Origin of the sequence: Caballeronia sp. LZ016, from assembly GCF_031450805.1 — a bacterium.
In the GTDB taxonomy this organism is placed as follows: Bacteria; Pseudomonadota; Gammaproteobacteria; order Burkholderiales; family Burkholderiaceae; genus Caballeronia.
Map to the genome: position 1 here is coordinate 102,008 of NZ_JARTVY010000003.1, position 24,556 is coordinate 126,563.

The 24,556-nt window shown below is 59.2% G+C and carries 22 protein-coding genes and 2 pseudogenes; 20 read left to right on the forward strand and 4 right to left on the reverse strand.

Annotated features, from left to right (window positions below; genetic code table 11):
- Positions 1-700 precede the first annotated feature (700 nt).
- The 3 genes from P9220_RS19500 (at position 701) to P9220_RS19510 (ending at position 2,248) form a co-directional block, all read left to right on the forward strand.
- Positions 701-1,420, forward strand: coding sequence for a conjugal transfer protein TraL (locus P9220_RS19500; RefSeq protein ID WP_309766962.1), 720 nt, complete (start codon positions 701-703; stop codon positions 1,418-1,420).
- A 1-nt stretch (position 1,421) separates the two neighbouring features.
- Positions 1,422-1,886: a hypothetical protein gene (locus tag P9220_RS19505; protein ID WP_309766964.1), complete on the forward strand. Its 465-nt coding sequence runs from the start codon at positions 1,422-1,424 to the stop codon at positions 1,884-1,886.
- 137 nt (positions 1,887-2,023) lie between these two features.
- Positions 2,024-2,248, forward strand: a complete 225-nt coding sequence (locus P9220_RS19510; protein ID WP_309766966.1) for a hypothetical protein — start codon at positions 2,024-2,026, stop codon at positions 2,246-2,248.
- A 179-nt stretch (positions 2,249-2,427) separates the two neighbouring features.
- On the opposite strand, the gene P9220_RS19515 is transcribed toward P9220_RS19510, so the two are convergent.
- Positions 2,428-2,862, reverse strand: coding sequence for a GNAT family N-acetyltransferase (locus P9220_RS19515; RefSeq protein ID WP_309766967.1), 435 nt, complete (start codon positions 2,860-2,862; stop codon positions 2,428-2,430).
- Between the two features lie 236 nt (positions 2,863-3,098).
- Here P9220_RS19515 and P9220_RS19520 point away from each other — a divergent pair, with 236 nt between their 5' ends.
- The 3 genes from P9220_RS19520 to istB all read left to right on the forward strand — a co-directional run bounded on the left by P9220_RS19520 (position 3,099) and on the right by istB (position 5,356).
- Positions 3,099-3,386 (forward strand): helix-turn-helix transcriptional regulator, encoded by a 288-nt coding sequence (locus P9220_RS19520; RefSeq protein WP_309766968.1) that lies wholly within the window; start codon positions 3,099-3,101, stop codon positions 3,384-3,386.
- Between the two features lie 166 nt (positions 3,387-3,552).
- Entirely contained in the window at positions 3,553-4,563 is a 1,011-nt protein-coding gene (gene istA / locus P9220_RS19525) for an IS21 family transposase (RefSeq protein WP_309766969.1), read from the forward strand.
- A gap of 25 nt (positions 4,564-4,588) precedes the next feature.
- Positions 4,589-5,356, forward strand: coding sequence for an IS21-like element helper ATPase IstB (gene istB, locus P9220_RS19530; RefSeq protein ID WP_309767233.1), 768 nt, complete (start codon positions 4,589-4,591; stop codon positions 5,354-5,356).
- Between the two features lie 75 nt (positions 5,357-5,431).
- Here istB and P9220_RS19535 read toward each other — a convergent pair.
- Both P9220_RS19535 and P9220_RS19540 read right to left on the reverse strand, forming a co-directional pair.
- Positions 5,432-5,968: pseudogene (locus tag P9220_RS19535) on the reverse strand (ArdC-like ssDNA-binding domain-containing protein).
- A 664-nt stretch (positions 5,969-6,632) separates the two neighbouring features.
- A complete protein-coding gene (locus P9220_RS19540; RefSeq protein WP_309766970.1) occupies positions 6,633-8,021 on the reverse strand; it encodes a replication initiation protein in 1,389 nt (462 codons plus the stop codon).
- Between the two features lie 867 nt (positions 8,022-8,888).
- Between P9220_RS19540 and P9220_RS19545 the strand changes: the two genes are divergently transcribed.
- The 11 genes from P9220_RS19545 (at position 8,889) to P9220_RS19595 (ending at position 20,750) form a co-directional block, all read left to right on the forward strand.
- Complete coding sequence (locus P9220_RS19545; RefSeq protein ID WP_309766971.1) at positions 8,889-10,100, forward strand: AAA family ATPase; 1,212 nt, start codon at positions 8,889-8,891, stop codon at positions 10,098-10,100.
- Entirely contained in the window at positions 10,097-11,083 is a 987-nt protein-coding gene (locus P9220_RS19550; protein WP_309766972.1) for a ParB/RepB/Spo0J family partition protein, read from the forward strand. The genes P9220_RS19545 and P9220_RS19550 overlap by 4 nt, the downstream gene beginning before the upstream one ends.
- 1,453 nt (positions 11,084-12,536) lie before the next feature.
- The gene (locus P9220_RS19555) at positions 12,537-12,959 is read left to right on the forward strand and encodes a hypothetical protein (RefSeq protein ID WP_309766974.1); all 423 of its coding nucleotides are present in this window, start codon (positions 12,537-12,539) and stop codon (positions 12,957-12,959) included.
- Positions 12,960-13,761: 802 nt separating this feature from the next.
- Positions 13,762-14,190, forward strand: a complete 429-nt coding sequence (locus P9220_RS19560; RefSeq protein ID WP_309767235.1) for an antitoxin Xre/MbcA/ParS toxin-binding domain-containing protein — start codon at positions 13,762-13,764, stop codon at positions 14,188-14,190.
- A 61-nt stretch (positions 14,191-14,251) separates the two neighbouring features.
- Positions 14,252-14,728, forward strand: a complete 477-nt coding sequence (locus P9220_RS19565) for an RES domain-containing protein (RefSeq protein ID WP_309766975.1) — start codon at positions 14,252-14,254, stop codon at positions 14,726-14,728.
- An 86-nt stretch (positions 14,729-14,814) separates the two neighbouring features.
- Positions 14,815-16,782: a phage integrase family protein gene (locus P9220_RS19570; RefSeq protein ID WP_309766976.1), complete on the forward strand. Its 1,968-nt coding sequence runs from the start codon at positions 14,815-14,817 to the stop codon at positions 16,780-16,782.
- 207 nt (positions 16,783-16,989) lie between these two features.
- Positions 16,990-18,462: a PAS domain S-box protein gene (locus tag P9220_RS19575; RefSeq protein WP_309766977.1), complete on the forward strand. Its 1,473-nt coding sequence runs from the start codon at positions 16,990-16,992 to the stop codon at positions 18,460-18,462.
- On the forward strand, positions 18,443-19,039 hold the full coding sequence (locus tag P9220_RS19580) for a HAMP domain-containing sensor histidine kinase (protein ID WP_309766979.1): 597 nt from the start codon (positions 18,443-18,445) through the stop codon (positions 19,037-19,039). Before P9220_RS19575 ends, P9220_RS19580 begins: the two co-directional genes overlap by 20 nt.
- Positions 19,040-19,041: 2 nt before the next feature.
- Positions 19,042-19,404 (forward strand): response regulator, encoded by a 363-nt coding sequence (locus tag P9220_RS19585; RefSeq protein WP_309766980.1) that lies wholly within the window; start codon positions 19,042-19,044, stop codon positions 19,402-19,404.
- Between the two features lie 75 nt (positions 19,405-19,479).
- Positions 19,480-19,959 carry a hypothetical protein gene (locus P9220_RS19590; protein ID WP_309766982.1) on the forward strand — a complete coding sequence of 160 codons (480 nt, stop codon included), beginning with the start codon at positions 19,480-19,482 and terminating at the stop codon, positions 19,957-19,959.
- A 356-nt stretch (positions 19,960-20,315) separates the two neighbouring features.
- Positions 20,316-20,750, forward strand: a complete 435-nt coding sequence (locus P9220_RS19595; RefSeq protein WP_309766985.1) for a response regulator — start codon at positions 20,316-20,318, stop codon at positions 20,748-20,750.
- Between the two features lie 1,065 nt (positions 20,751-21,815).
- On the opposite strand, the pseudogene P9220_RS19600 reads toward P9220_RS19595, so the two are convergent.
- Positions 21,816-22,085 (reverse strand): annotated as a pseudogene (locus P9220_RS19600) (globin domain-containing protein); the annotation flags it as partial.
- Between the two features lie 380 nt (positions 22,086-22,465).
- Here P9220_RS19600 and P9220_RS19605 point away from each other — a divergent pair.
- From P9220_RS19605 to P9220_RS19615, 3 genes are all read left to right on the forward strand, one after another.
- A complete protein-coding gene (locus tag P9220_RS19605) occupies positions 22,466-22,912 on the forward strand; it encodes a hypothetical protein (RefSeq protein ID WP_309766987.1) in 447 nt (148 codons plus the stop codon).
- A gap of 115 nt (positions 22,913-23,027) precedes the next feature.
- Positions 23,028-23,315 carry a DUF6516 family protein gene (locus tag P9220_RS19610; protein ID WP_309766988.1) on the forward strand — a complete coding sequence of 96 codons (288 nt, stop codon included), beginning with the start codon at positions 23,028-23,030 and terminating at the stop codon, positions 23,313-23,315.
- Positions 23,312-23,659 carry a transcriptional regulator gene (locus P9220_RS19615; RefSeq protein WP_087128927.1) on the forward strand — a complete coding sequence of 116 codons (348 nt, stop codon included), beginning with the start codon at positions 23,312-23,314 and terminating at the stop codon, positions 23,657-23,659. Before P9220_RS19610 ends, P9220_RS19615 begins: the two co-directional genes overlap by 4 nt.
- Positions 23,660-24,556: the final 897 nt, after the last annotated feature.

Here is a 24,556-nt window from a genome sequence, read left to right on the forward strand (position 1 = left end):
GGAAAGAATCAAAAAATTAATCCATGTTGTATCCTATTTTGACGCAGAAGAAGTACCATGTGGCTTGGATCCGCACGGAGCCATTACCGTTTGTACATTTTTAGTTTCCCTTTTATACATCTTTAGTATCTTTTGTATCCTCTGTGTATCTCATTACTATGTTGGACGAGCTAACTGTGTTGTCAGCGATCAAGGAGCGATCGATCGCATTGTTGGAACAGCCGCGTCGTTCGCAGACGGCTGTCATCAAAAGCCTTTTGCCCCTGATAGATCGTGCCGTGGCACTTCGGTTTTCCCATCGAGTGATACGCGAAGTCCTCAAGCAGTCCGGATTCGAGATAGGCGCTTTCAACTTCAAGACGGCGCTGCAACGTGCGAGGGCGCAGCCGAATTGGTCAACGACCCTAGACAGCTTTCGACAACCGTCGTGTCGCGATGCAGCCGTAACCTACGCGGATGAATCGCACAGCCTATTCGCTGAAACGATCGGGAACGAATCGCAGCAGCAGCCAGAGCGGAACGTTGCAATGAACGTTGATCGGACAGAACGTACTCAACGCCCTTCGATTGATGCGGACGGACAACTGCCTCGAAGCGGCGAACCAAAGTATTTCGTGAAACCGAAGGCAAAGGTGGAATGGTGAAACGAGGATTGAAGGTAGAACTTAACCTAATACATCATGAAAATTGGGGAAAAACAATGACAGCGATTCATCTCGTTCTACAAGGGAAAGGCGGTGTCGGTAAGTCACTTATTGCTGCGCTGCTTGCGCAATATCTCGCCGGCCGCTCGGATAAACTCTTCTGCGCCGACACCGATCCCGTAAACGATACATTCTCACGGTATGAAGCGTTTCAGGTCCGCAAGCTTGAACTGCTTACTAAATCTCAACAAATCAATACTCGTGAGTTTGACGGCCTGGTCGAATCGATCCTGCAACACGATGGGAACGCAGTAATCGATAACGGGGCCTCGACGTTTCTCCCGCTCTCCGCATACATGGTAGAAAACGAAACCGTTCAATTCCTGAATGCGAATGGGAAGAAAGTTGTGCTGCATACTGTCTTGACTGGCGGACAATCGTTCGACGACACGACGCAAGGACTGCTCGCGTTGCTTGCTAATCAGGACGCTCCTGTCGTGGTCTGGGAGAACGAGTTCTTTGGACCTGTCGAGAAAGATGGGCGGAGATTCCGAGATTCGAAGTTATATGATCAAAACAAATCGAGAATCAGAGGCATTGTCACGATCGACAGGCGAAACGAAGACACCTTCGGAAAGGATATCGAGATGCTTGTGAGCAACAAGTTGACGTTCGACCAAGCGATGGAATCCCCCCTGTTCTCGATCATGCCGCGACAACGCCTCAAGATCGTTAAAAAGTCTATTTTCGATCAACTTGATACATTAGCCATCTAACATGGACGAAAGCGACGTGAGGAACCTTGTCGGCGAGATATTCGAACTGACCGGACAGAAAGTCGAGGTGTCAGATCCGATTGTTAGTGCCGCGCTGATCCAAAGCGAAATGTTGCGCAAAGCGGGGGCTGAGGCTGCCGCATCGATCACTGCTGCCAGCGTTGCTGCTGCGACGAGAGCAAGGCGTCCGTCGTCAGTCGCAGCGGTGGACTTGACTGACCTCAACATTGTGACCGCGAAGCTGTTAGCGGCACATACGCCTAAACGCCTCTGGATAACGTCGCTCACTAGTGCATTTGTAGCGTCCGTCATATGCTTGACCACCGTCGCCATCACGGGACGCCAGGGAGACGACGACGCGCGCATCGGGCGGGCTGTCAGTGCCGCATTTCCTTTGCTTGATCGAGCTACGAGGGAAAAGATCCAAACGGCCATCAACAAGGCCGCAAGTACAAATGGGCGTTGAGCGCCGCCCCTCGATAGTCTGTTGGTTTCGAGCTTGGAGAACGAACGGTAATTCGCCAAGCCTCGTCGCTCTGCGCAAGAGCATCAACGGCGATGGGCTTTTGGTCAAAGGAACCTGGCCCGTAGGGAGTTGAGATAATGACGTCCGAAGAGGAATTCGAGTTCTTCAAGTCGCTCGATGAAGCTTTGCGGGAGGATGACGGCGCAGCGGCTCGGGAACATCTGGAAGCAGGGTTTCCCATCTACGTTCAGACGGATGAAACACCGTCTGATATCGTCGAAAAGAGATACCCGGACGGCCGTGTCGAGTTCGTAACGTTCGATCAATACGGGGAACATCTCGTCAGCCGCGCTAGCGGCTAAGTTGCACCTGCGAATGCATCGAGTGAGAATCTGGACGTCATGGAAGGCTGCCTGCATTGCCGGCTGAGAGGAGCGGTAGCTTCCTCCAGCCTTTGGCGATGCTGTATTGCGCGTGTTCGGCGCGGCGTTAGATGTAGAATCGTTTGCATCGAAGCAAGGGCAGCTCGACGTGAACATGTTCACTCTAACGCAAGCTTTTTCTTCAAAAAGAAGCGTTTCTGTCCTGGCGGAAAGTCATCAATTACGCCAAATACCGAATAGTCGAGCCGCTCATAAAACTTCAATGCGTCTGGGCTGAATGTGTCAAGCCATGCTCCCGTGCAACTGCGGCGGCGTGCCTCTTCTTCGGCTCCATGCATCAGTCGGCGGCCTACCCCTCGCCCCCGTAAATTCTCGTGCACGTATAAGGCCAAGACATGCAACTGGCCATACTTTGTGCCAGCGTGAAGGCCCGCCATCACGTCGTCCGTCCCTGGCACAACCATCACCACTGAGAGCGGCCAGTAATCGTCTGCGTAGCCGCTAGTTTCCTCAATGTGCTGGCCTAGAAGATTTGTAAGCTCGGCCACGTGCTCCAAATCAAGGATGTCCGTCGTAACAATTTCAAAGTTCATGGCGATATGTCACATGAGTGGTCGGGCGCACGTCGGATGCCGTGAGTGTGACGGGGTTGGAGAATTTTCCTCAAGCAGTCGTCCATCGTCTTGAGCGCATGTCATGTGCGCAACTCCGCGACGCTCGACAGCCATATTCCCAGCACAGTCAACCTTTCGGGCGTAAATGAACACTTTAGATTGTAGCGCTAAAGTGTTCAAAATGCGGTGATCAACTCTTTTTGTATGGAGTTGGCATGTCGCATCCGATGGGCATTGGGAAGGCGATTCGTTTGGTGCGCAAAGCGCGCGGTCTCACCCAAGAAGATTTTTCAGAGGTGTCGAGTCGCACGTATCTCAGCAGCCTCGAGAGAGACCTCAAGTCGCCGACGCTAGACAAGCTGATGCAGTTGGCGAACGTCGCCGGCGTCCACCCCGCAACGCTAATCGCGGTCTCGATGCTTCCTACATTAAACGAGTCGCGCGTTGATGCCCTCCTATCTCTGCTTGAGCGGGAGCTACGCGGTCTGGTGTCGGGCGACTAGAGCTTACGAAGGTTTTCGGCTGTATTGAATGACTCGGGGATGGGAAACTGCAGGATGTCTTGCACATGTGCGTAGTACGCCCTATTTGTTAGCGCCGATGTAAAAATGACCCTGGCGCCGAAGTAAACATGACCCACCTGGGAGACGATGCCGGCTTTTGCCGCCGATGCTGACTCAGGAGCAAACAGTGGAAATCAAGGTATTGGCCCGGCGCGGGACGGCGGTACGTGAGATAGCAAGGCAAACGGGTTTATCACGCAACACTGTGCGCCGATATTTGAGGGATGAGCAGGCGAGCCGTTACAGCCAGCGTGAGCCGCGAGCCACGAAGCTCGACCCGTTTAAGGACTATCTGCTGGAGCGCGTCGCCGCCGCGCGGCCGCACTGGATTCCGGCAACGGTCCTGCTTCGCGAACTGCAGGAAGCTGGGTACGAAGGCGGCATCAGTCAGCTCAAGGCATTTCTGATGCCCTACAAGCGTCCCGAAGCTGAACCGGTGGTGCGCTTCGAAACCGCGCCGGGCAAGCAGTTGCAGGCCGATTTCACCGTTATTCGACGAGGGCGCGAGCCATTGCTCGCGCTGGTCGCGACGATGGGTTACAGCCGTGCGAGTTTCGTGCGTTTCACCTCGCGTGAGGACGCCGCGACGCTATGCGAATGCCTACGTGAAGCACTCGTCTATTTCGGTGGCACGCCAGAACATGTGCTGTTCGACAACGCGAAGTCGGTGGTCATCGAACGCGATGCATTCGGCGAAGGCGAGCATCGCTGGAACCCACAGCTGCTTGCGCTGGCTGAGACCTACGGCTTCACGCCGAAGGTGTGTCGTCCGTATCGCGCGAAGACCAAGGGTAAGGTGGAACGCTTCAACCGCTATCTCAAGGAGAGCTTCGTTGTGCCGCTTGCCGCGACGCTCAGGTCCTCGGGGTTGAAGCTTGATGTTGGGGCCGCCAATGCGCAAATTGGCCGTTGGCTATCAGAAGTTGCCAATGTACGCCGCCACGCGACGACAGGTGAGCGTCCGGCGGTCCTGCTTTGTTCGGAGCAGGCGGCGCTCCTGCCGTTACCAACCCAGGCGCCAGCGCTCGCAGCGCCAGACAACCGACGGGTGCTGCCACGCGAGAGCCTGCAGCATCCGCTAGCGGTCTACGACGCATTGCTGGAGGTCGCAGCATGAATCTGCAACATGAACACATGAACGGATTGGCGCGCTATGCGCACAACTGAAGCTGGACTGCGTCGCGACCGATTGGGCGCCGCTTGCACAACGCAATGCAACGACCGATTCGAGTATGGCCGACTTCCTTGAACAACTTCTGCAAGCGGAACTTGGCGCGCGCGAGCAGCGCAAGCGTCAGGTGCTCACGAAGCTGGCAGCGTTGCCTGGCATCAAGACGCTTGAGCAATACGACTTCAGCTTCGCCAGCGGCGCGCCACGTGCGCAGATTCAGGAACTGGCAAGTCTGGCGTTCGTCGAACGGGCCGAGAACATCGTGCTGCTCGGACCATCCGGGGTGGGTAAGACGCATATCGCGACCTCGCTTGCTTACCGCGCTGCGCAGGCCGGCATCAAGACGCGGTTCATCACCGCCGCTGACCTGATGATGCAACTGGCCGCTGCCCGGCAGCAGAACCGCCTGCGGGAGTTCTTCAATCGCGCGGTCATTGGACCCCGGCTGCTGGTTATCGACGAAATCGGCTATCTGCCATTTGGACGGGAGGAGGCGAACCTATTCTTCAATGTCGTGGCGAAACGCTACGAGCGCGGCTCAATCGTATTGACCAGCAACCTGCCGTTCACACAGTGGGCGACAGCATTCGCCGATGACCAGACGCTGACGGCTGCAATGCTCGACCGGCTCCTGCATCACGCTCATATCGTGCAAATCAGCGGCGAGAGCTATCGACTAAAGGACAAAAGAAAGGCGGGACAAACAGGCACGCGGGCCAGCACGAAAGTAGCCGCGTGATCAACGACCCGGGTGGGTCACATTTACTTCGGCGAAACCCAGAAATGTGGGTCAGGTTTCAGTCGGCGTTGACACCTATTCCCGCCGTGACGGATGACAGCGCCGGTGTTGGCAAAGAACGCTTCTGCGTGCTCGATTAACTTGAGGGGCTCTCTCTCCACAGACTTCGTTGGGTACGGTATTCCGCGGGCAAATTCTCGATTTGGTCGACGTTGAACAAGGGAACACGATGTATCCCTTCATGAAAGGAATGTCGCGTTCGATCTCGTCGCCTTTGTCGTCGGTCTCGCTCTTGGTGACATTGTTGGCGTAGACCACGAGGCTTCCGTGCTCGCCCCTACGGACGTTTGCGTTGAGCGCCTGCGCTTGCTTGAATGTCATCCAGCGATTGGATTGGAAGCCTTTGTCGAGCTGCGCGCCCTAGAGAAGCAGAATGTTGATGCCGTGAGAAGGGACGCCGTTGTGACGCACGGGGAGCGTGATCCGGCCGTCGGTGTTCCGACCTTTACAGGGCTTGACCCATGGCCTGACGCCCTGCTCCAGGTCGGCGATGATCTTGTCGGTCACCCGGCTGTAGATGTCGGGAAGAGCGGTCTTCGTTTGCGCTTTCATGGCCTTCCTTTAGGCCTCGGGGTGGATGTTCTGGGGTTGCGCACATGCACCCGATGACCGTCGGGCGACGACGGGGAGGCAAGCTGCAAGGGCTGGACGCGGGAGGGGGATCACCCGGGATTTTTTCAGCGCTCTATCGAAAAATTTTGGGGAGAGCCCGCGGCTAGGGCGAAGCCATTTCCCCTGTAGCGCGCCAGGAGCAGCGGCCCTTAGTTCGTCCCGTCTGATCGTGCTCTTGACGTTGCGAAAGGGATCGTCACCGAATGGCCGGACGGGGTTTGGGCCCGGTAAGCAAAGCGAATAGAGCCCGGTCCGACGACAGTCGGATTCGCGCCGAACTTGATCGCCACCACTCCATCACATCCTGCCAGGACGTTCGTGATTCGAGGCAGGATGTCGGCCAGACTATTAGTTGCCGTTGGAGGAGTGACAGGGACGTCGCAGGGCAACTTTAAAGAAATCCTAAATTTATGACATTTTTTGGACCGCAGACCGAGTGTTACAAGGGCGCTCCGGCACAGATCAACGGCCGGTGAGGCCGCAACCGGTGAGAGCTATGAGTGCATCGAGGGCGACCGGCGACGCATTCTTCAACGGAGCGGCGCATGCGACGGGATGTGTCCAACAGGATTGCTGGTAATCGTAGAGGACGTCCGCCGCTCATTTACCGCGACATGCGGACCTGCGGCTTGATACGTCCGAACACGAACTGACCGAAGTACCACGCAAGATCCGAATGTCCAAGGATGTTGCAGTCGGATAACGCCGATGCGTCCAGCTGAAGACGCTTGAGCGTGAGCTTTCCCTGCGCTGAAAGTACATACGAACGAAAGAGATCCTTACGGGTCTTGGCGTCTGCAGCCTCGAAATGTTCACGCCCGAGACGGACTTCGTTGTTCATGCGTTCGCGCGCTTCTTGATCGCGCTGGGCGACGCTCTTCGCCACCGTCTCACTCGCCGCCGATTTCGCGGCCGCTGCGGTATCCACGGCTTTCGCCCGTTCCTCCTGAATGACGACCATCTTGCGCTCGGCCTCGGAAACGCGCCAGTTGTGGCTAAGGGCCTGCATTAGATACCCCGCTGGACTCTTTGTCACTTTGCCTTGATTGAGACGAAAGCGGGTGTATTCGATCGCTTGTTGGATGCGGTCATCTGTCCAATCAAGGCGATGCTGCGCGATTGCATCGAACTGCTTCGTGTCGAGGCCGAACTCATTGCGCAGGATAAGCAGCAAATCCTGGGATTCAGGCTGGCGCGCAAGCATCGACGCGACCGTGTCCTTGCGTTTGATGCGGAAGCGAATTCGATTGATCCTTTTCGAGCCCGGCGTGTCGGCACGTGTTTCATACGCGAGGTCGAGATCTGAGAGCTCGTTGATCTGCTTCACCGCCGGCTCGAGATACTTCTGCCGGAAATGCTTGAACTCGGACGCGCTTTTGCCAAGCTTGCCAGGCCAACTACGCATTACGTCGAGATCGAGCCAGTCAGTCAGGCCGTCGTGGACATGCGGAAGCACATGATCGTAGATGGCACGCGAATAGGTCTGCGTGAACGACGCTGTAATGCAAAGATTTAGCCAGTGATGCTTCTCCGGGCCGGTGATATGCCGAAGGATGAGCGGGGGTATCCGAAACTGGACGCGTCCCTTCCCTATCCCGACGGTACCCATGAGCTGCTCAGAGACCCATCGATCGTCCTCCGTGGGCGCACGGTCCGGGGGGGTGTCTGTAACTTCGATGAGCGCACGCTGGGCATCCTTGATCACCGAGCGAAGATGACGGACGTTGCGGCTGTCATAGCGCATCAGCCATTTGAAGTAGTTGAGGTCGACATCGTAATAATCGCGGGGAGCCGGGTCTTGGGCTGCGATGAAATAGGCAGCATCGATGAAACGACGAGGAGCGAGGCCGAGTCCGCTGATCGCCACAAAGAGGTTGTTACGCTTAAAGCCGATCTCCTTCGTCGACTCATCGATCGGCTGTCCCGACATGTCCTCGAATAGCTGCAAGGACATCTGCGCAGACGTTGCCCCTTGCCCTGCTTGATCGTCCATCCCTCCTCCGCATAAGTTCCGGCGGACTGTACCACTCCCGAACGCAGAGTCAACACAATAAACGTTACCCTCGGAGCACATCGCTTTTACTAGCGCACAAGAACCGTGCCTCGGTGCACAACATCCGTTACATGGCCGCTCATAGAACGGTACCTATCAGCACAAGGACTGTTACCGTTGGCACAAAAAACGTGACGTTCAGCCAGATAACCTGTTGATCTAACTCATTGAGACGTTGCTGTTGGTAAGTTGGTAGGTTCTTTTGTACTTATAAAAACCAACCAACACCTGCGTGGAGATTGTCGTAGCGAGGTCGGTAGCGGCAAATCGAGCATCTGGCTAGCCTGCGTGAGGTCTGCCCATTTTGGATGGTGGTGTTTTTTGTGCAATGCATTTACCCAAGGTAACGTTTTTTGGGTCGGAAGGATGAGACAGGTGCCATGAGGCGCGTTCGTAGCTGTATCGTCGCGTGCGAGCACACCGCGAGCGCCCGGGGCAGGGGTGAAAGTGACGAATTATGTGCGCGAATCGTCCGTAGCCGTGTCGCGCACCATCCTGCCATGCCAAATAGGCAAGTAAGGTAACGGTTTGTGTGCGCCTGTGACTTTGGCGCCGGCCGTGCCTAGGCCGGCTGCACAAAAACCGACACCTTCCCGCCTGGCGCGTCCGTTCGTGAATGCGAAAGCGCACAAAAATCGTTACCTTAGCTAGCGATTTTCGAGCGCGCCGCGCCGTGATTTCATTGTCGTTCGTCCGCGAGAAGTCCCGCTAGCTGAAATTTTCGAAAGAATGCGATCTGCGCAATGGGAACTTTGACGCTTTACGTGTAATCTTCGCTTTATCCTATTTTTCAGGAAAAGCGTCTAAATGGCGAAAACCATCGAATTGCCGGAAATTGATCGTCGGATCGATCTGCAAGGGGTTATCGAATTTGCGGAGGAAGCGGCGACGCTCTCTGACGAACTTCGGGAGATGATGCTCGCGCCGCGGCCGCGGAAGACGGCGCCACGATTTACCTCAGCCCAAGTTGCGGAACTCTGTGGAATCGATAGAGCGAAGCTGAATTATCTCGCGTCCCGAGAAGGCAGTGAACTGCCGTCTGGCGAGGTCCACGGGTCTGGGCGCAGTCGCGCGTTCTCATTGAGTGAGACGCGGGCGTGGGTGCAGAAAGTTTCTGATATCTATCAGACACCCCTACATACAGGCGTGCGCGATGGTAACGGTAAGGTCGTGCTAGTCGCAAACTTCAAGGGTGGCTCGACCAAAACAACGACGACGATGTGTCTTGCGCAGGGACTGACTCTGCGAGGGCGCAAGGTTCTGCTGATTGATCTCGATCCTCAGGCGTCGTTAACGGAGCTTTGCGGTCTCTATGCGGAAAAGGAAGTCACCGAGGAAAACACGGTGTTGCCCTTCATCTATAACCCGCAGATGGAAGGCGGCCTGCTCAATTTTGTGCAAGAGACGTATTGGGATGGGCTTGATGTGATTCCTGCCCACCCGACGCTGTTTTCCGCGGAGTTCCACATCCCCGGGTCCGTCATCAAAAACCCTAACTACAAATTTTGGTCGTTGCTCCGCGACGGGATGGAGCCGCTGCGCAAGCGCTACGACTACATAATTCTTGATACGGCGCCGTCGCTATCGTATCTGACTATCAATGCGCTGATGGCGGCGGATTCGATGGTGATGCCGCTTGTACCTGAAAGCCTGGATTTCATTAGTTCGGTTTCCTTCTGGGGGCTTTTCTCTGATCTCGCTCAGAGCATCATGGAACATGGCGATACGCGCACGTACGACTTTATCTCGGTCCTTTTGTCGAAGGTCGACAATGGAACCTCTTCGTCCGCACCAGTCGTGCGCTCTTGGGTTCAACGGACGTACAAGGAATGGCTAAGCGGGCTTGAAGTGCCGGCGAGTTCCGCAATGAGTAACGGCGCGCTTGCCATGGCGACGGTTTTTGACATCAGCAAGGGTGACCTGGCCGAAAAGACCGTTTCGCGTGTGCGCCAGCCGCTAATGGACTACGTGCGTTGGCTGGACGAGCTTTACATCGAACACTGGAGGACCGGCAAATGAGTTCGTTTCGCGAGCGGATGCTGAAAAAAACCGCCGAACTAGGGGCAGGCGTGGAGCGCCAAGCGAAGGCGCAATCCGCGCAAGGCGAAACGCGTCGCTCGAGTGCCTTCAAGACAGGTCCGGGAATGCTCGGGGCACTGGCCGCCGCGGAGCAGCGCATCCAGCAGTTGGAGGCTACCAGCGACAAGCTAATGCTGTCGGTCGAGGCGATCGGGCCGAATCCCTGGCAGCCTCGTAAGGTTTTCAGCGGCGAGGCTCTCGCCTCACTCGCTGAGTCGATTCGCGAAGTGGGACTTGTTGAGCCCGTTGTCGTTCGTCGCGTCGAGGGCGGATATCAGTTAATTGCAGGTGAGCGCCGCCTTCGTGCCCACAAGTTACTCAAGCTCGAAGAAATCAAGGCAGCGGTCATTGAATGTTCCGACGAAGACATGGCCGTGCTTTCGCTCGTCGAAAACGTCGGTCGCGAAGACTTGACTGACTACGAGATTGGTCAATCTCTGCGCGTGGTGGAGTCGGAGTTTCCCAATAGAAAACGCATGGCAGAAGCGCTGGGCATGTCGCGCAAGGGATTGTATCGCTTCCTCGCGTTTGAAAATCTTCCAGACTTCGTCCGTCAGGATCTTGACCTGAACCCGCATTTGCTTGGCGGAACCGCTGCCGATGAAGTGGTGTCGGCTATCAAAAAGCACGGGGACGCGGGTTTCGAGGCGGCTCGCGCGCTGTGGAGCTCCGTGGTCACTGGTGCCCTCGACCAGGGGAAGTTCGCCACCGCAATCGGCCAGTACGTCGCGAGAGGGCATCGCCATGAAGGCGTACACGAACGGAGTATCGAGAAGATTTTCGCAGGGAAAAGCCATGCTGGCACCATCACTAGAGATTCGAGTAGCTTTACGGTGAAGATCAAGACCGGCGTCCTGTCAGACGATCAAGAAAGAGAGATTCGGAAATTGATTAGCTCGTTATTCAGCGTAAGACCCAGTTGATCTTTAATAAATGGCCGCCACTGAGCGGCCATTTATTCTTCTCGCTGCGAACGGGGCAGACTCTGCTAGCACTATCGAAGTGCTCGGGCGTTGTGGCCGTTCAACGCACGGTTGCAAGTGTGTCGAGTCGACACACGATCGGCTTCGGCGAAAAGCGTGTGTCGAGTCGACACACCCACGAACCGGGTCGGCTTTGACCTCAGCTTTGCGGCGCTGAGAGTCATATCTGCAGACCCTACCGCTGCAACGGTCGCCTCGATCGTTTGTCTCGAGAGTGCGCTGCCAATCCAGCCGACGTTTTACCCACCGCCTAAGCTGTCTGCGATGGGCGAGCTTGACGTGCTGTCGTCATTTAGGCGCGGTACTTCGCGGGGGCTTTTTGGTTGCGCGGAAATAAAGACGTTGTCGACACACCGTCGTATCCGCCGCCGTCTGCCATATTTGCAGACGAAAGCGTTCTCACCGGCGGTGCGCTGCGATCGACGCGGACCGTCTACCGCAGCGTTGCCGACGCGGAAGCCCACCGGTCTTGATCGATCGTCGCGCCTCGAGCGCGGTCCGTCGAGCCCGGCCTGTTTGGTCGCGCGTATCTCCATCGGACCGCGCACGTTACTGCCCTGCTAGGTCTCGTCGGTCCCCATGCGCGCAGAGTGGCGAGACTGCTTCCTTCACCCGCACGGGCCTCCCCGCCCGAGGCTCAATGTTCATCTCCGTAACGTCTGCCAAGGTGGCGAACGGTGGAAATTGTAAAGCCCCAACCCCTTCTGTCTTTCAGATTAGGCAACTAGGTCACTTACCCGCGGATCTGCAACGCCTGCGCATTCTAGGTCTCTTCGATTTCTTGATTTTCAAACGCGAAGCGCGTGAGCATGGCAAGCGACTCTCCGACGTGGCCGAGGCTGGGCCACATGATGACTTGCGAAAGCGCCGGTCGCATATCGCGCGCGGCCCTCCGCCATCCGGTCCATTTCGCACACGTCGCGCGTCGCCCCATGTGCCGGTCTGCGGCACGCGCGCAGAAGCAAGTCGAAGGAAGGCGACCGCCCTTAATACGCCGGCCGCACGTCCATGGATACCGACAACCACCGCCAGTCCGTGGTCAGCTCGGTTGGCGACCCGTCGACGATTTTCAGCCTGACCGAATATCCAGCGTTCCCTTCCTGTTGGACGCGACGTACGTCGGGGAAAAAAGGAAGCCGGGCCAACAGGACTACGCAACTACCGATCTTCTTTGCGAACACCGTGGCTGTCGAGTCGGAAGAGGGATCGCACGAGGCCGCCGACCTGGCTGGCAAGCGGCCCGATTGGGCTGGATAGCGCCGCCGCCGGATTAGCTCGATGGGGCCCACGAGACTGGGACGCGTCGCCGGCCTGATACGTGCGTCAGTTGAGGGAACAATCGACTACCTTGGCCGAGTACTCGACGGCCGACATTTCGACATCGGAGGGCGGTATGACGGGCAATCCCGAAAGTACGCACAGGTTGCATCTACAGCGCACGGCGCATGAGGTGCCCCGCTACATAGACGCAAATCGCACGTGCAATGTCGCCACCGATTGTGATTCGCCGGCAACCGAGGAGGCGGCGGCCGTGGCCGCAGGCGTCCAGACCGAGCACGCTGGAGTCCGACGCCTAAGTCGGGTCTACCATTGCCGCATGCTCGAGAAAGCCGATCGGGACATCGTCCGCGCGCGCGAACGCATCCGTGAGCAAATGGACCGCACGGCGCGGCTCGAGCGCGACGGGCATGACGCTGCGCAGTCGGGCGACCTCCTGCCGGTGTTCAGCGACGCGTTGCACGCGATGCTTGAGCGCCGCCAGGTGATCGTCGAGCAAATTGACCCGCTGAAAGCCCGAGACCGCGTGGCGTCGTAAAGGTGCGCCGTCAAGGGCGCCGAGCTTGCGCATTGATCGCGACGCCGGCGGCAGATCCAAGAATCCGAGGCTCCGATGCGGGGCGGCTAACTCGGCCGCAGATGCGCTCTCTAACTGCCTCGTGCGCTTTCCTGCCCAGCGGAACACCCGCGGTAAAGCCGAATCTCGATTTCAGCCCGCACCACGCAGTGATGACTTGAGTGCCCACTGGAATCGCTTTACTCGGACACGATGGCATCCGCAGGTGCCTCTTCGACATTGCAGTACACAAAACGAAAAGGGTATACGCCCCAGCGACGGACGTCAGCCTGTGATCGCCGCTCGCGTCCACAAAGACAATTCAGTCGCTGTACATGGAAGCTTGCGTTTCTTGCATCGGGCGATCCGAGCGGATCGGCCCACTCGATGCGGCTGAAGCAGGAAGAGGGGCCGCGAATTAGGCAGCCGGACGGGAAGGGCGGCTGCGAAATTGGAGCGCCCGCGTTGGGTCGAGCCCGATAATGGCTGAATTCGGATCTATTAGGGGCAGAGCAAGGCGTCGAACATCAAGCCGGCGTAAGCCACGGCGTCTTGGCGATCAGAGCGGTTGCCGGGGCGCTGGTAGAGCAGGGCGGACGCGAAGAAAGTCGCCCGCCGACTACCAGAACACCCGAATACTCGAGCGTACCTTATCTGCTAATTCCTATTAGCAGTGAACGGTTTAATCAATAGAATGTGGTAAGGTTCGCCTTACGCTTCGTTCTGATAGGGAAAGGGTATCATTTGGGCTATAATGACGGTTCAAATGATTCTGGGGGTCGCCATGTTACTCGTGTCGCCGGAACAGATCGCTGCGGTGATGGCGCTCACGCGCATCCCGCACTCGGTGGCCGAACTCGATGAACAAGTCCGCGAGGGCTTGCCGAAGTCCGCCTTAAAGGAAGGCGTCGAGCACGCGACGCGCAGCGCCGAGGAACGCCGCGCGCTGCTCGCTCGCATCGTGCCGGAAGCGACGTTTAAACGGCGCCGCGACAAGCTGAGTCCCGACGAGTCGGAAAAGACCGAGCGGCTCGCGCGGATCGTCGCGACCGCCCGTTACGTATGGGACGACGAGGGCGACGCACGGGAATTTCTAAATACCGCGCACCCGCTGCTCGAAGGGCGCACCCCGGTCGAGGTGGCGTTGACGGAACTGGGCGCCCGACGTGTCGAAGAATTGCTGTGGAAGCTGTTCTACGGATTGCCGGCATGACGATGGACCGCGGGACTCTCTATATAGAGGTGCTTCAGCATGAGCTTGGAGTGCCGGGCTGATGCGGATTTTTCGGATCGCCGACAGCCGCCATCCCATCTGGAGCGGCACCGGCGCGATGCTGGTCGGCGGACGTTTTAATAGTCCGGGCCGGCCGGTGATTTATGGCGCGCTGAACTTCGCCGGCGCGATGCTCGAGGTGCTGGTGCACGCGCGGATCGGCAGAGTCCCCAAGCATCACGTGTGGGTCCAAGCCGAGGTGCCGGAGGACGTGCCGATCGAGCGGGTGGAGATTGACGGCCTGCCGCCCGGGTGGGACGCGCCCGATGCGCAGGTCGCACGCCGCTTGGGCGACCAATGGCTCGACGAGGCAAGGTCAGCCATTCTAGTGGTGCCGTCGGTGGTCGCGCGGGCGGAATGCAATGCCGTGGTCAATCCGGCGCATCCCGACGCGGCGCGTCTGGTGGTGTCGGCGCCGCAGCCCGTCGTCTGGGATCAGCGGTTGTTCGCAGTCGGACGGGACGGGTCGCCCGAATAGGCTGACCGTCGCCTCCTGCAAAGCTTCACTTTGTTGACAGTTGGAAGTCACTTGCTTCTTTCATCGATGGACCCAGGCACATCGCGATGGCCAATCAACCGCAACAGCTGACGCTACCGCCGCCGCGGACCTACACGCGTACCGACTTCACCGCGCTGCGCGCGTTCGTGCAACGCCTGCCGGCGGCCACCATCGCGCGGCTGTACTACGATCCCGATCACGCGCCGCACGCGGCGAGCGCCGACGCGATGGAGCGGTATCTGCGCACGATGCGCGATGACCTGGTGCAGCTCGCGTTACGGCACGGCTCCTCGGTGCTGGCCGATCACCTGAAGGCGTCGATCAAACAGCACGGCAGCGCGAAGCTCACCGCGATGACCTTGCGCATGGTCGAGCAGGCGTCGACGCTGGCGGCCGCCGTGCCGCTCGCCGCCCACCCGGTACAGCTGTGGTTCCGGCCGCTGATCGCTCAGCGTCTGAACGGGGAGGGCATTGGCACGCTCGGCGCGCTGATTGAGTACTGCAATGCGCGCGGTGGCAGCTGGTGGCGCTCCGTGCCCCGCATCGGCGCGTTGCGCGCGCGGACGATCGTCGCGTGGTTGCGGCGGCATGAGGCGACACTCGGCGTGAAAGTCGCCGCCGATGTCGACACCGCATCGTTGGTGCCGGCGCGTGCCGGCGAAGGGAAGGGGGCCGACTCCGTCATTGTGGTCGGCGGCGATCCGGCCGAGCCGCGGCTGGCGCCGTTCGAGCAGCTGGCGGTGCCGGCCGAATTGTCCGGGGCCGCGGGATTCAATCGCGCTGCGAGTTTTGCGTTCATTCGTGCCGAACACGATCTCGCCGCGGTGCACGCGTACCTGCACCGCTACCGCGACCGGCCGACGACCTTGCGCGCGTACACGCGCGAGCTCGAGCGGCTGATCCTGTGGAGCGTGGTGGTACGAAAGAAGGCCCTGTCGTCGCTGACGGTCGAGGACTGCGAGGCGTACAAGGATTTCTTGCAGGCGCCGCTGGCGTCGTTCACTGGACCGAAGCGACCCCGCACCAGCGGCCGCTGGCGCCCGTTCGTCCCGCAGGGCTTGTCCGCCGACAGTCAGGCGTATGCGGTGCGGGTGCTGCGCGCCGCGTTTGCGTGGCTAGTTGAAGTGCGGTATCTCGCCGGCAATCCGTGGAGCGCGGTGCATGAACCGGCGACGGTCACACGGGAATTGTCCGTGCAAGTCCACCGGGCGCTGCCCGCGAGCTTATGGACGCGGGTGCGTCAGGCGCTCGATGCCCGCTGCGACGGCATAGGCGGGGACAACGTGGAGTCCGAGGAAGAAAGGCGGCAGTGGCGCGCCGCGCGGGCGGCCATCTTACTGATGGGGGATTCAGGATTGCGGCGCTCGGAAGCGGCGCTCGCGCGGCGCGAAGACTTGCGCCTCGCCGAGGTGGCCGCGGACGGACGCGCGTCGCGCAGTCCCTCGCCGCGCTCGGTGTCGCAGACAGCGTCGTCCCCAACGTCGTCGCGCTCCGTCGATTCCGCCGAGTCGGGCCGCATCGCGTCGTCGGTCTGGACGCTGACCGTGATCGGCAAGCGCCGCCAGCAGCGCACGGTGCCGGTCAGTGGCGCGACTATCGCGGCACTGCGCGAACACTGGCAGGACCGGGGGCGCGATTTTGATGCGCCGCATGTGCACGGACCCTTGATTGCGCCGCAGTGGATCCCGGGCACACGCGCCGCGCTCGAGCGACACGACGCCAGTGCAGACGACGCGCCCTACACCGTCGATGCGTTCGGGCGGCTCGTGCGGATGGCCGTGCAACGGCTGGCGAAGGAGAGTGCGCCGCTGGCGGACTTCAGCACCGACGACCTGGTGCAGCTGGCGAACACGTCGGCACATGCTTTTAGGCACACGTTCGGCACGCGCGCGGTCGCGCGCGACATGCCGCCCGATGTCGTGCAGGCCATTCTTGGGCATGCGTCGTTGCAGACCACCTCGATTTATGTGCGTGCGGAGCGACGCCGCATGCTCGAGGCGGCGGCCCGCTATTACGCGGATGAAGCGGAATGACGGACCGCTCGCCCTCGACATAGTCGTGCTTGACCGAGGTGGTGCCGGCGGGCCCCGGCGCGGGCGGACCGCAGTTTGCTCGGCAGGGGTGATGATGTCCGCCGTCCCCGGGCGCGTCGAAACGAAGCCTGCAGGGCCTGACCGCGGCTAGGTCGTGCCCCCCGCGATCACAGACGCGGTCCTGCGTTCTCGGCCCACACCCACAACATGAGCGAACCTGACGAAGTGACTTCTCTATCCGTCTACCAGAACGCCTTCCGCACTTTCCCTGCTGCCTGCCTGCTTCTATCCACGGATATCGATGCCGTCGTGCTCGCAGTGACCGATGCGTTTGCGCAGGCGTTTTCGATCCTGGCAAGCCAGATCGTCGGCGCCAGTCTTTTCGACCTCCCTCAGCTAGCGCCTGCCGATCGCGCATCGACGCGTGAAGTGTTACGTCATTCGATTTCGCTCGCAGCCGCGAGCGGCCGGCCGAACCGAGTCGTTGTCGCCGCCAGCCAACTGGCGTGGCCTGCCGAAGCTGCCGCGCAAAACAATGAGACTCGCGAGTGGAGCGTCGAGCACGCGCCAGTGCACGACGGACGCGGTGAACTTATCTGCATCCGCCAGACGTTCACCGTTCCGCCGGAAGTGCCAAACACGGCGCCTGATGCGACACTCCCCGACAGCGAACTACGTTATCGAACGTTGTTTGAGCAGATTAATCAAGGCTTTTGCATCATCGAGATGCTATTTGATGGGGACGGAAGGGCTGCGGACTATCGGTTTCTGACGGTGAACCCAGCGTTTGAGGCGAACACCGGGTTGGTCGATGCAACCGGGCGGACCATGCTGAAACTGGTGCCCGAGCATGAGCGGCACTGGTTCGAAACCTACGCTCAAGTCGCGCGAACCGGCATCCCGGTGCATTTCCAAAACCAGGCGGCGGAGCTCAAACGCTGGTACGACGTGCATGCATTTCGCCTGGATCCGTCCCAGCCAAATCAAGTGGCCATCCTGTTCTCGGCTATTACCGAGCAGCGTGATGCGCAGCTGCGATTGACGCGCAGCGAGCGCAGCGCCCGCGCGGCCGCTCGCTTGGCGGAAGCGGCCACTCGCCGCCTTGACGCGCTGCTCGAGGTCGCGCCGGTCGGCATCGTCGTCAGCGACCGCCATGGCGCCATGGAGCGTGAGAACCGAACGTTTGCGCAACTGTGGGGTGAGCATCATCCGGACCGGACCCAGCTCGATGATTTGAGAGAGTGGAAGGCTCGCTGGGCAGACCACTCCGAGCGACATGGACAGCTTCTGACGCTCGACGACTGGACGACGGCGAGGGCACTGCGTGGTGAAGAGGTCGTCGGTGACGTGTTCGAAATCGAAAGTTTCGACGAACCGCCGGTGCGGCGCGTGCTGTTGAGCAACGGCGCACCAGTCCGCAACGAAAACGGCGAGATCACGGGCGCGGTCGTTGCGCAGTTGGACATCACCGAACGGATAGCGGCCGAGGAGGAATTGGTAGTCGCCGGGAAACGCAAAGACGAGTTTCTGGCCATGCTATCTCACGAACTGCGCAACCCGCTGGCACCCATTGCCTCCGCGGCGGATCTGATCCGGACCTTCCCCAACGATGAGCGTCGGGTGAGTGGCGAGTGCGATCATTGCTCGCCAGGCAAAGCACATGACGAGCTTGATCGATGACCTGCTTGACGTCTCGCGCGTCACGCAAGGCCTCGTCCAATACCAGTTCGAGGTGTTAGACCTGAATCGGGCAGCGGCGGATGCGATTGAGCAGGTGCGGCCCGTGATTGAGCGAAAAAAGCACCGGCTCTCGCTCCACACCTCTCCGGTCGCCGCGCTTGTGCGCGGCGACCACAAGCGCTTGGTGCAAGTGCTGGCTAACTTGCTCAACGACGCCGCGAAATACACGCCGGAAGGAGGGGCGATCGAATTTAGCGTGGGTATCGAACGCGGGCACGTTGAGTTGGTTGTGTCGGACAATGGGATCGGTATGACCCCGGAGGTCACGGCGCGCGCGTTCGAGTTGTTCGCCCAAGCGGAACGCAGCGCTGACCGGTCGCAAGGCGGACTGGGCATCGGTTTGGCGCTCGTACGCAGCCGGTCACAGCGCATGGCGGGTCTGTCTACGCGTGGAGCGCGGGCCTGCGGCAGGGCAGCACGTTCGTCGTCTGCCTGCCCTGCCTTGAAGTCACCCATGCGGTTGCCGATCGCGTCGACAATGAGGCGGCACGTGAGTCGTCTTTGCTCGCGGGCCTGAAGGTGCTGATTGTCGACGACAACGCTGACGCATCGGAAGCCCTCGGAATGTTGGTTGAAACCGCGGGCAATGAGGTCCAGTACGCGTCACACGCAACCACGGCGCTTGAACTCGCCGCACGGTGGCGGCCGGACGTTTGCTTGCTCGACATTGGTCTTCCGGATATCGGCGGCTATCAGCTGGCTGGCCTCCTTCGCAGCAAGGCTGAAGCAGCGAAGACGGTCCTAATTGCCGTCACCGGATATGGACTCCCGCAGGACAAGCAAAAAGCCTTGGCTGCCGGCTTTGATCATCACTTTGTTAAGCCGGTTGATTTCAAGGCGTTGCTGGGACTGTTGGGTGAAATTGCGTCAACGAAAATCTGATTGCACCAGCGGTGTGATTCAATGGGTGAATGGCGGGCTGCCCCTGAGGCGCGGCGCGGGTCCCGCAGATGGGTAGTGCTTAAGACGGCCATGGCGCGTACTTGCTCGATGCGACCCGGTCGGCTTCGCACGACATCACGGTCTCAAAAAATAGACGAAGAACACATCTGGACGGTCAGCACTCCCGACGTTTTTGACCGCGGCGTATCATCGAGCCAGGTCACCAACACTGCAGACGGAGCGATTCTGCACGGCGCAAGCTGCTTTCGCGCGGCGCCGGGCGTCGCGCACCGGTTGGCCGCTGGAGGCGTGATGCAACTAGCCTTTGAACAGGATCAGCTTCGCCGGGCTGACGAACGGATTGCGCTGGCTACCGCGCGTATCGCGCGGCAAACCGAACTCGTCAGGACGCTGACGCGAGAGGGACGGGACGCAACGGAGGCGCAAAGACTGTTGAGCCTTTTACGCGTCACACTCGACACGATGATGGGATATCGGGGCGTCGTCGTGGAGCACATCATCCGGCTCGAACGACGCCGATGCGAATCCGATTGAAATCCTCCACTGGCTTGCCGCCGGTGGGTTCTGGCTCGATCGCGCGCGTCCCTGCCAAAGCCGCCGATCGGGGCTGCTCAAGCCTGTGTCGACCGCTAAATTCGTTGCCCTGCCGTAACACGTCAATGGTGCACCTCGACGGACCGCAACGCCTGTCAGGGGTGACCGACAAGCGGCACCGCCCAGCATGGCCCTTCTCTCGGAGCAGAGGATCTCGTCCATCTGAAATACGCACTTGTCGATGCGGGCGCTTCAATTGAACGATAGAAGCGCACCTGTCGTGAAGGCCCAAGCATTCAAGGCGCTGGAACACGTCGTGCTCCGAGCCCCATGACTGCAGTGCTGCGACTTTCGAGATGAGCCGCGTTTTATTGATTGACGATGACCGAGCCGGTCGGACCGCGTTGGAAGCGGTCCTGACCAACTGCGGCCATACCGTCGCAGTAGCAGACAACGGACTCGATGGTCTGTGTGCAGCAATCAACGAGCCGCCGGACGCGGTCGTCTCCGACGTCAATATGCCGCTGGTGGACGGGCGGGACGTAGCGTGGATCCTAAAGACACTGCCCGAATCCACGAACGTGCCAGTCGTGCTGGTGTCAGGCGAGGTGCCGAGCACATCGGCGCCGGTGGCCGCGATGCTGCAGAAGCCGGTGGACGCAGCCCTGCTCATCACATTACTTCATGCTGCGATGGACGGAAGAGCGGCTGATGAGAATTACAGCGCGATGGTGCGATGGTGTATAAGCGTGCCGGATCTTCCACCTCGCCCGTCCGCGAGTCCACCGTGAATGCGAAAATCGAAGCCTGCACCGCCAAGATTCGTCGCGGCATTCAGCTCATGCACGCGCAGCGGGAACGGTTGGACGGCATGTACCGACGCGGTGCCGACCCGCATGATGCATACGTCCTTTACGAACGTTTATATATGAGTGTGTTGACGCTCGTGCGCTTATGCGCCGGTGCCGAGCTAGACGCTCGCTGGTAGCACGGCCTCGTCAAGCGCTGCGGATCGCTCGCTCGCGTATCGCGAGAGACTGCCAGTCATCCGAAGCCGAATAGGCGCTCTGACGCTGCCGGCTTGCCGCGTCGTCGCGCCGAGGTGCGCGTGCGCCCCATTGCGCGCAAACTGGCGAAAGAATCCAACGCACGAGTGCTTGACAGCCAAGGCCGAGCTTGGCAATGCGAGCATCGGCACCCAGATCGAGGTTTTCAGTGTCTGTCTTTCCTGACGCGCAAACACTGGCAAGATGACCACAATCCGCTGCAAGTCTACGTCCTGAGGCTCGTTCTGATATGGATAGCGGATCGCTCGCTGCGCTTCCTGCATTGGGAAAGAGCGTTGTCCTAGCCCACCGACGCTCGAATCGATGAGCGAAGGGCCGCCAAAACCAGCGCTATCCAACGCAATTGGGGGCGCGATAACAAAGGCGAAAAAGAGCCGACGCGGAGGGCGTCGGCCGGAGAACACCCGCCTCCAGTCACAACAGCGGATGCTGAGAGAAGTTTAAGTATATGCCTAAGGCAAACGTTTGCTAAGACGATTGCGGAATTCGAGCTCGGGCCTCAGCTCGCTCAGCCAGTCAGTATCGCGCTCGACGACGGCTAGGCGAAAGCGCTCGACTCTCAGCTGACCGGTAAGTCACAGTTCTTCCTGGCCCCCGGGTTCGGCGCCGCGACGGAGAGCTCAGGGGATGGCGAAGGTCAAGACCGTGCCCAGCGGCTGGGGCAGCTTGAGACTAACCGCTGAAGAGAAAGGGCGGCGCAACTCATCAAAACATTCTTATCGTTCGCTTATTCCCCCCGTGTCGTTATCACCGTCGAATCGACGTTGCCGTGATTTTTACGGATTATGCTTTCACGACGAACTTCCGCCATCCGTTCCAGCCACCCATTGCACTCGCTGATCGCTCGCGGAGCTCACTTTCCATGCCCATCAGAACGTCAGCCAGATTTCCATAGGCTTGCGCCCATGCAGAGATGATGTCGTCCGTTGCAGCGTCGCCCAATACGTCCTTGATCGCGCCCAAGAGGTGCTCGCCCACAATTGGGTAGTGCTCGGGTCGCACATCGAGGCTGGCGTGCTTGTTTGCGATGTTCTTCAATACCGCCGCCAGGCTCTCGGGTATCCGCGAGCAGGTCGCCGCCGCCGATGATCGAATGAATAATCGGTTTCTTGCCGGCGTCTCGAATCGCATCGAAAGCAAAGTTGGCAATCAAATACGCCAGCAGGGGCGAAAACGTGTTTGCGCCTGTGTCGATCACATAGTTCATACCATTTTCAGATTCCGGGGACTCGAGGATATCAATCATCAGCTTGTCGAACTGCTTTGGGTCGATCGTCCGGTCGGGCTTCATTACCGACAAGTGCGTGACTGAAAGGGCTTGGTAGTGTGCCAGCGTCGTATTCTCTTGATCCAGATCGTAAGCTTTAACTGGCGCCCCGATTTTCAAAAACCACTGGTCAAGTATCGTCGAGACGAGCGACTTGCCTACGCCAACGAACGTGACGGCACTCATCAACCAGGCCGTCGCGCAGTTCGTGAGAGAAGAGGGACTCCGAGACGAGCTTCGCGAGATCGAGCGGCGGTTGACTGGGAATACTATTCAGACGCGGAAAGAGACGGCACGGGTAGGTGATGATGTTCAGTTACTCATCGCGCAGGTCGATCAGTTAATGAAGTTCGTATTCCAGGCAACGCCAGAGATTTTCGACAAGGACGCAGTCAAGCGCGATCGCGTTACCGGCGTTGTAGTGCCCGACGATACGGCACGAGCGCAGGCAATGTGCGCGATTCACCGGATACCATCATTCCCGACCGATCTGATGATGCGCAGCTGCGGCCGCCGGGCTCGATGGTTCCAAATGCGTCCGCTTGACGCTTCAAGACAAACCGGCAGCGGTCCCAAGGTGCACGGGGACGCTGACCGTCTTCGGGTGGACAGCCGGTAAGGCGTTGCGCGGCTGTTCCTCAGACCAAGCAATCGTCACCAATGCTGGAACTTCCTGCAACCCGATGACGTTGACCTGATTGACAACATCGGCGCGTGTTGTCATCATTGTCAACATGAACGCAATTCCCCTCTTGAAGCGCCGTGTCCCTGTCGATGAGGCGTCATTTGCGGCTTTACTTGTCTGGAAGGTTCCGCACCCTGTCGACGGCAGCGCACACTTCTACAAGTACAGTGCCGCGTACATCGTGAGGAACGTATGCGTGCTTCGTTACGATAACGAACGCGGGAAGGGCGACCATAAGCATGTTGGTGCAGTCGAGACGCCCTATGCATTCACGACGCCGGAACAGCTTATGGCTGATTTCTGGTCAGACGTAGACCAATGGAGGGCCGCACAATGACCACGGTAACGCTTGGGATCGCCTCTCGCGACGACATCACCCGAAGCTTCGCAGCCGCAATGCGCGGCGAAGAGCAGGGCGAATTCATCAGCTTCGCAACGCCCGAACTGTTGCTCAGGACGCTCACCCAACTGCGCTGGGACATCCTCAAGAAGATGACAGGCGCGGGCGCCATGTCGATCAGAGAACTTGCCCGGCGCGTCGATCGCGATGTCCGCCGCGTGCATGATGACGTTCTCGCGCTAATCAATGTGGGCGTCCTGGAACGTTCGGACAACGGCGACATCATTTTTCCCTATGATGCTATCCACGTTGATTTCACGTTACAGGCCGAGGCCGCCTGAATGCTGTTAGGCGTGGATGCGCTTTACCGAGATTCACCCGCGATGATCTCGGAAGGACCGTGGGCGCATCGGACAGCTGCTCCAATCCCTCCCTCCTAAGCCTCCTAAGCCTCCTAAGCCTCCTAAGCGCCATCGCTTGTGATGGCGTGCTGTCTATCCCTTACCCACCGGTGGCGCATCGCCTTCATCCCAGTGCGGAAGTGTCCGAGCTGACGGGCCGTCGCGCTGGGCAGCCGTAGCAGCACCGTGCCGGCCTTGGCCCCCCAAAGACTGTCGATCATCACGACGTCGGCTTGCACGCCTTCGAGTTAGAGGTAGACCACATCATTCTCGAACGCCTCTTCATAGAGGTGCCAGGATGGTCCTTTCCTTCGCCGTAGTGATACCCGATAGATGTCTTGGTGCTCATGGGGCGCCTTAAGGATTGATGGACACAGAAGCCAGTTTATCGTCGACCAAGCTGTCGTCCAACAGTCCAAACACATCAGCGAAGAGACGGCGGTTGCCTCAGCGAAAGCTGTCAGATCGGCCCTTGGCTCGCCAAGGCTGTGCGCCATTCGAAGTCAGAAGGCGTGAGGCACGACGACGTTGCGGAGTGAACGTCAGATGGCTCAGTGCGGCCAATAGCCGCCGCTGACAGGTCTACCGATGGATCTCGTCGAATGGCCGAACGATGACAGATATCCGCCCTTAGAAAGGTGTTCCGTCTGAGGCGGTATTCTAGTGGGGCGACCCAATAGCTCGAACGCAAGACAATCAATCTAATACGCTGCAATTGGATTGTTGAGGACGGGAGAGATTAGCGCGGCCTTGCTTATTAAGCGTGCGCCCGACGGCGAGGTCAACAGGTCAACACCGCAAGAACGCAGGAACCGGCGGACCGTCTGACGGCGATTA

Excerpts from the sequence above, each read along its gene's own strand:
- P9220_RS19500 (WP_309766962.1), top strand. The coding sequence starts at position 701 with ATGACAGCGATTCATCTCGTTCTACAAGGGAAAGGCGGTGTCGGTAAG.
- P9220_RS19505 (WP_309766964.1), top strand. The coding sequence starts at position 1,422 with ATGGACGAAAGCGACGTGAGGAACCTTGTCGGCGAGATATTCGAACTG.
- P9220_RS19510 (WP_309766966.1), top strand. The coding sequence starts at position 2,024 with ATGACGTCCGAAGAGGAATTCGAGTTCTTCAAGTCGCTCGATGAAGCT.
- P9220_RS19515 (WP_309766967.1), bottom strand. The coding sequence starts at position 2,862 with ATGAACTTTGAAATTGTTACGACGGACATCCTTGATTTGGAGCACGTG.
- P9220_RS19520 (WP_309766968.1), top strand. The coding sequence starts at position 3,099 with ATGTCGCATCCGATGGGCATTGGGAAGGCGATTCGTTTGGTGCGCAAA.
- istA (WP_309766969.1), top strand. The coding sequence starts at position 3,553 with ATGCTGACTCAGGAGCAAACAGTGGAAATCAAGGTATTGGCCCGGCGC.
- P9220_RS19540 (WP_309766970.1), bottom strand. The coding sequence starts at position 8,021 with ATGGACGATCAAGCAGGGCAAGGGGCAACGTCTGCGCAGATGTCCTTG.
- P9220_RS19545 (WP_309766971.1), top strand. The coding sequence starts at position 8,889 with ATGGCGAAAACCATCGAATTGCCGGAAATTGATCGTCGGATCGATCTG.
- P9220_RS19550 (WP_309766972.1), top strand. The coding sequence starts at position 10,097 with ATGAGTTCGTTTCGCGAGCGGATGCTGAAAAAAACCGCCGAACTAGGG.
- P9220_RS19555 (WP_309766974.1), top strand. The coding sequence starts at position 12,537 with ATGACGGGCAATCCCGAAAGTACGCACAGGTTGCATCTACAGCGCACG.
- P9220_RS19560 (WP_309767235.1), top strand. The coding sequence starts at position 13,762 with ATGTTACTCGTGTCGCCGGAACAGATCGCTGCGGTGATGGCGCTCACG.
- P9220_RS19565 (WP_309766975.1), top strand. The coding sequence starts at position 14,252 with ATGCGGATTTTTCGGATCGCCGACAGCCGCCATCCCATCTGGAGCGGC.
- P9220_RS19570 (WP_309766976.1), top strand. The coding sequence starts at position 14,815 with ATGGCCAATCAACCGCAACAGCTGACGCTACCGCCGCCGCGGACCTAC.
- P9220_RS19575 (WP_309766977.1), top strand. The coding sequence starts at position 16,990 with ATGAGCGAACCTGACGAAGTGACTTCTCTATCCGTCTACCAGAACGCC.
- P9220_RS19580 (WP_309766979.1), top strand. The coding sequence starts at position 18,443 with ATGACGAGCTTGATCGATGACCTGCTTGACGTCTCGCGCGTCACGCAA.
- P9220_RS19595 (WP_309766985.1), top strand. The coding sequence starts at position 20,316 with ATGAGCCGCGTTTTATTGATTGACGATGACCGAGCCGGTCGGACCGCG.
- P9220_RS19610 (WP_309766988.1), top strand. The coding sequence starts at position 23,028 with ATGAACGCAATTCCCCTCTTGAAGCGCCGTGTCCCTGTCGATGAGGCG.
- P9220_RS19615 (WP_087128927.1), top strand. The coding sequence starts at position 23,312 with ATGACCACGGTAACGCTTGGGATCGCCTCTCGCGACGACATCACCCGA.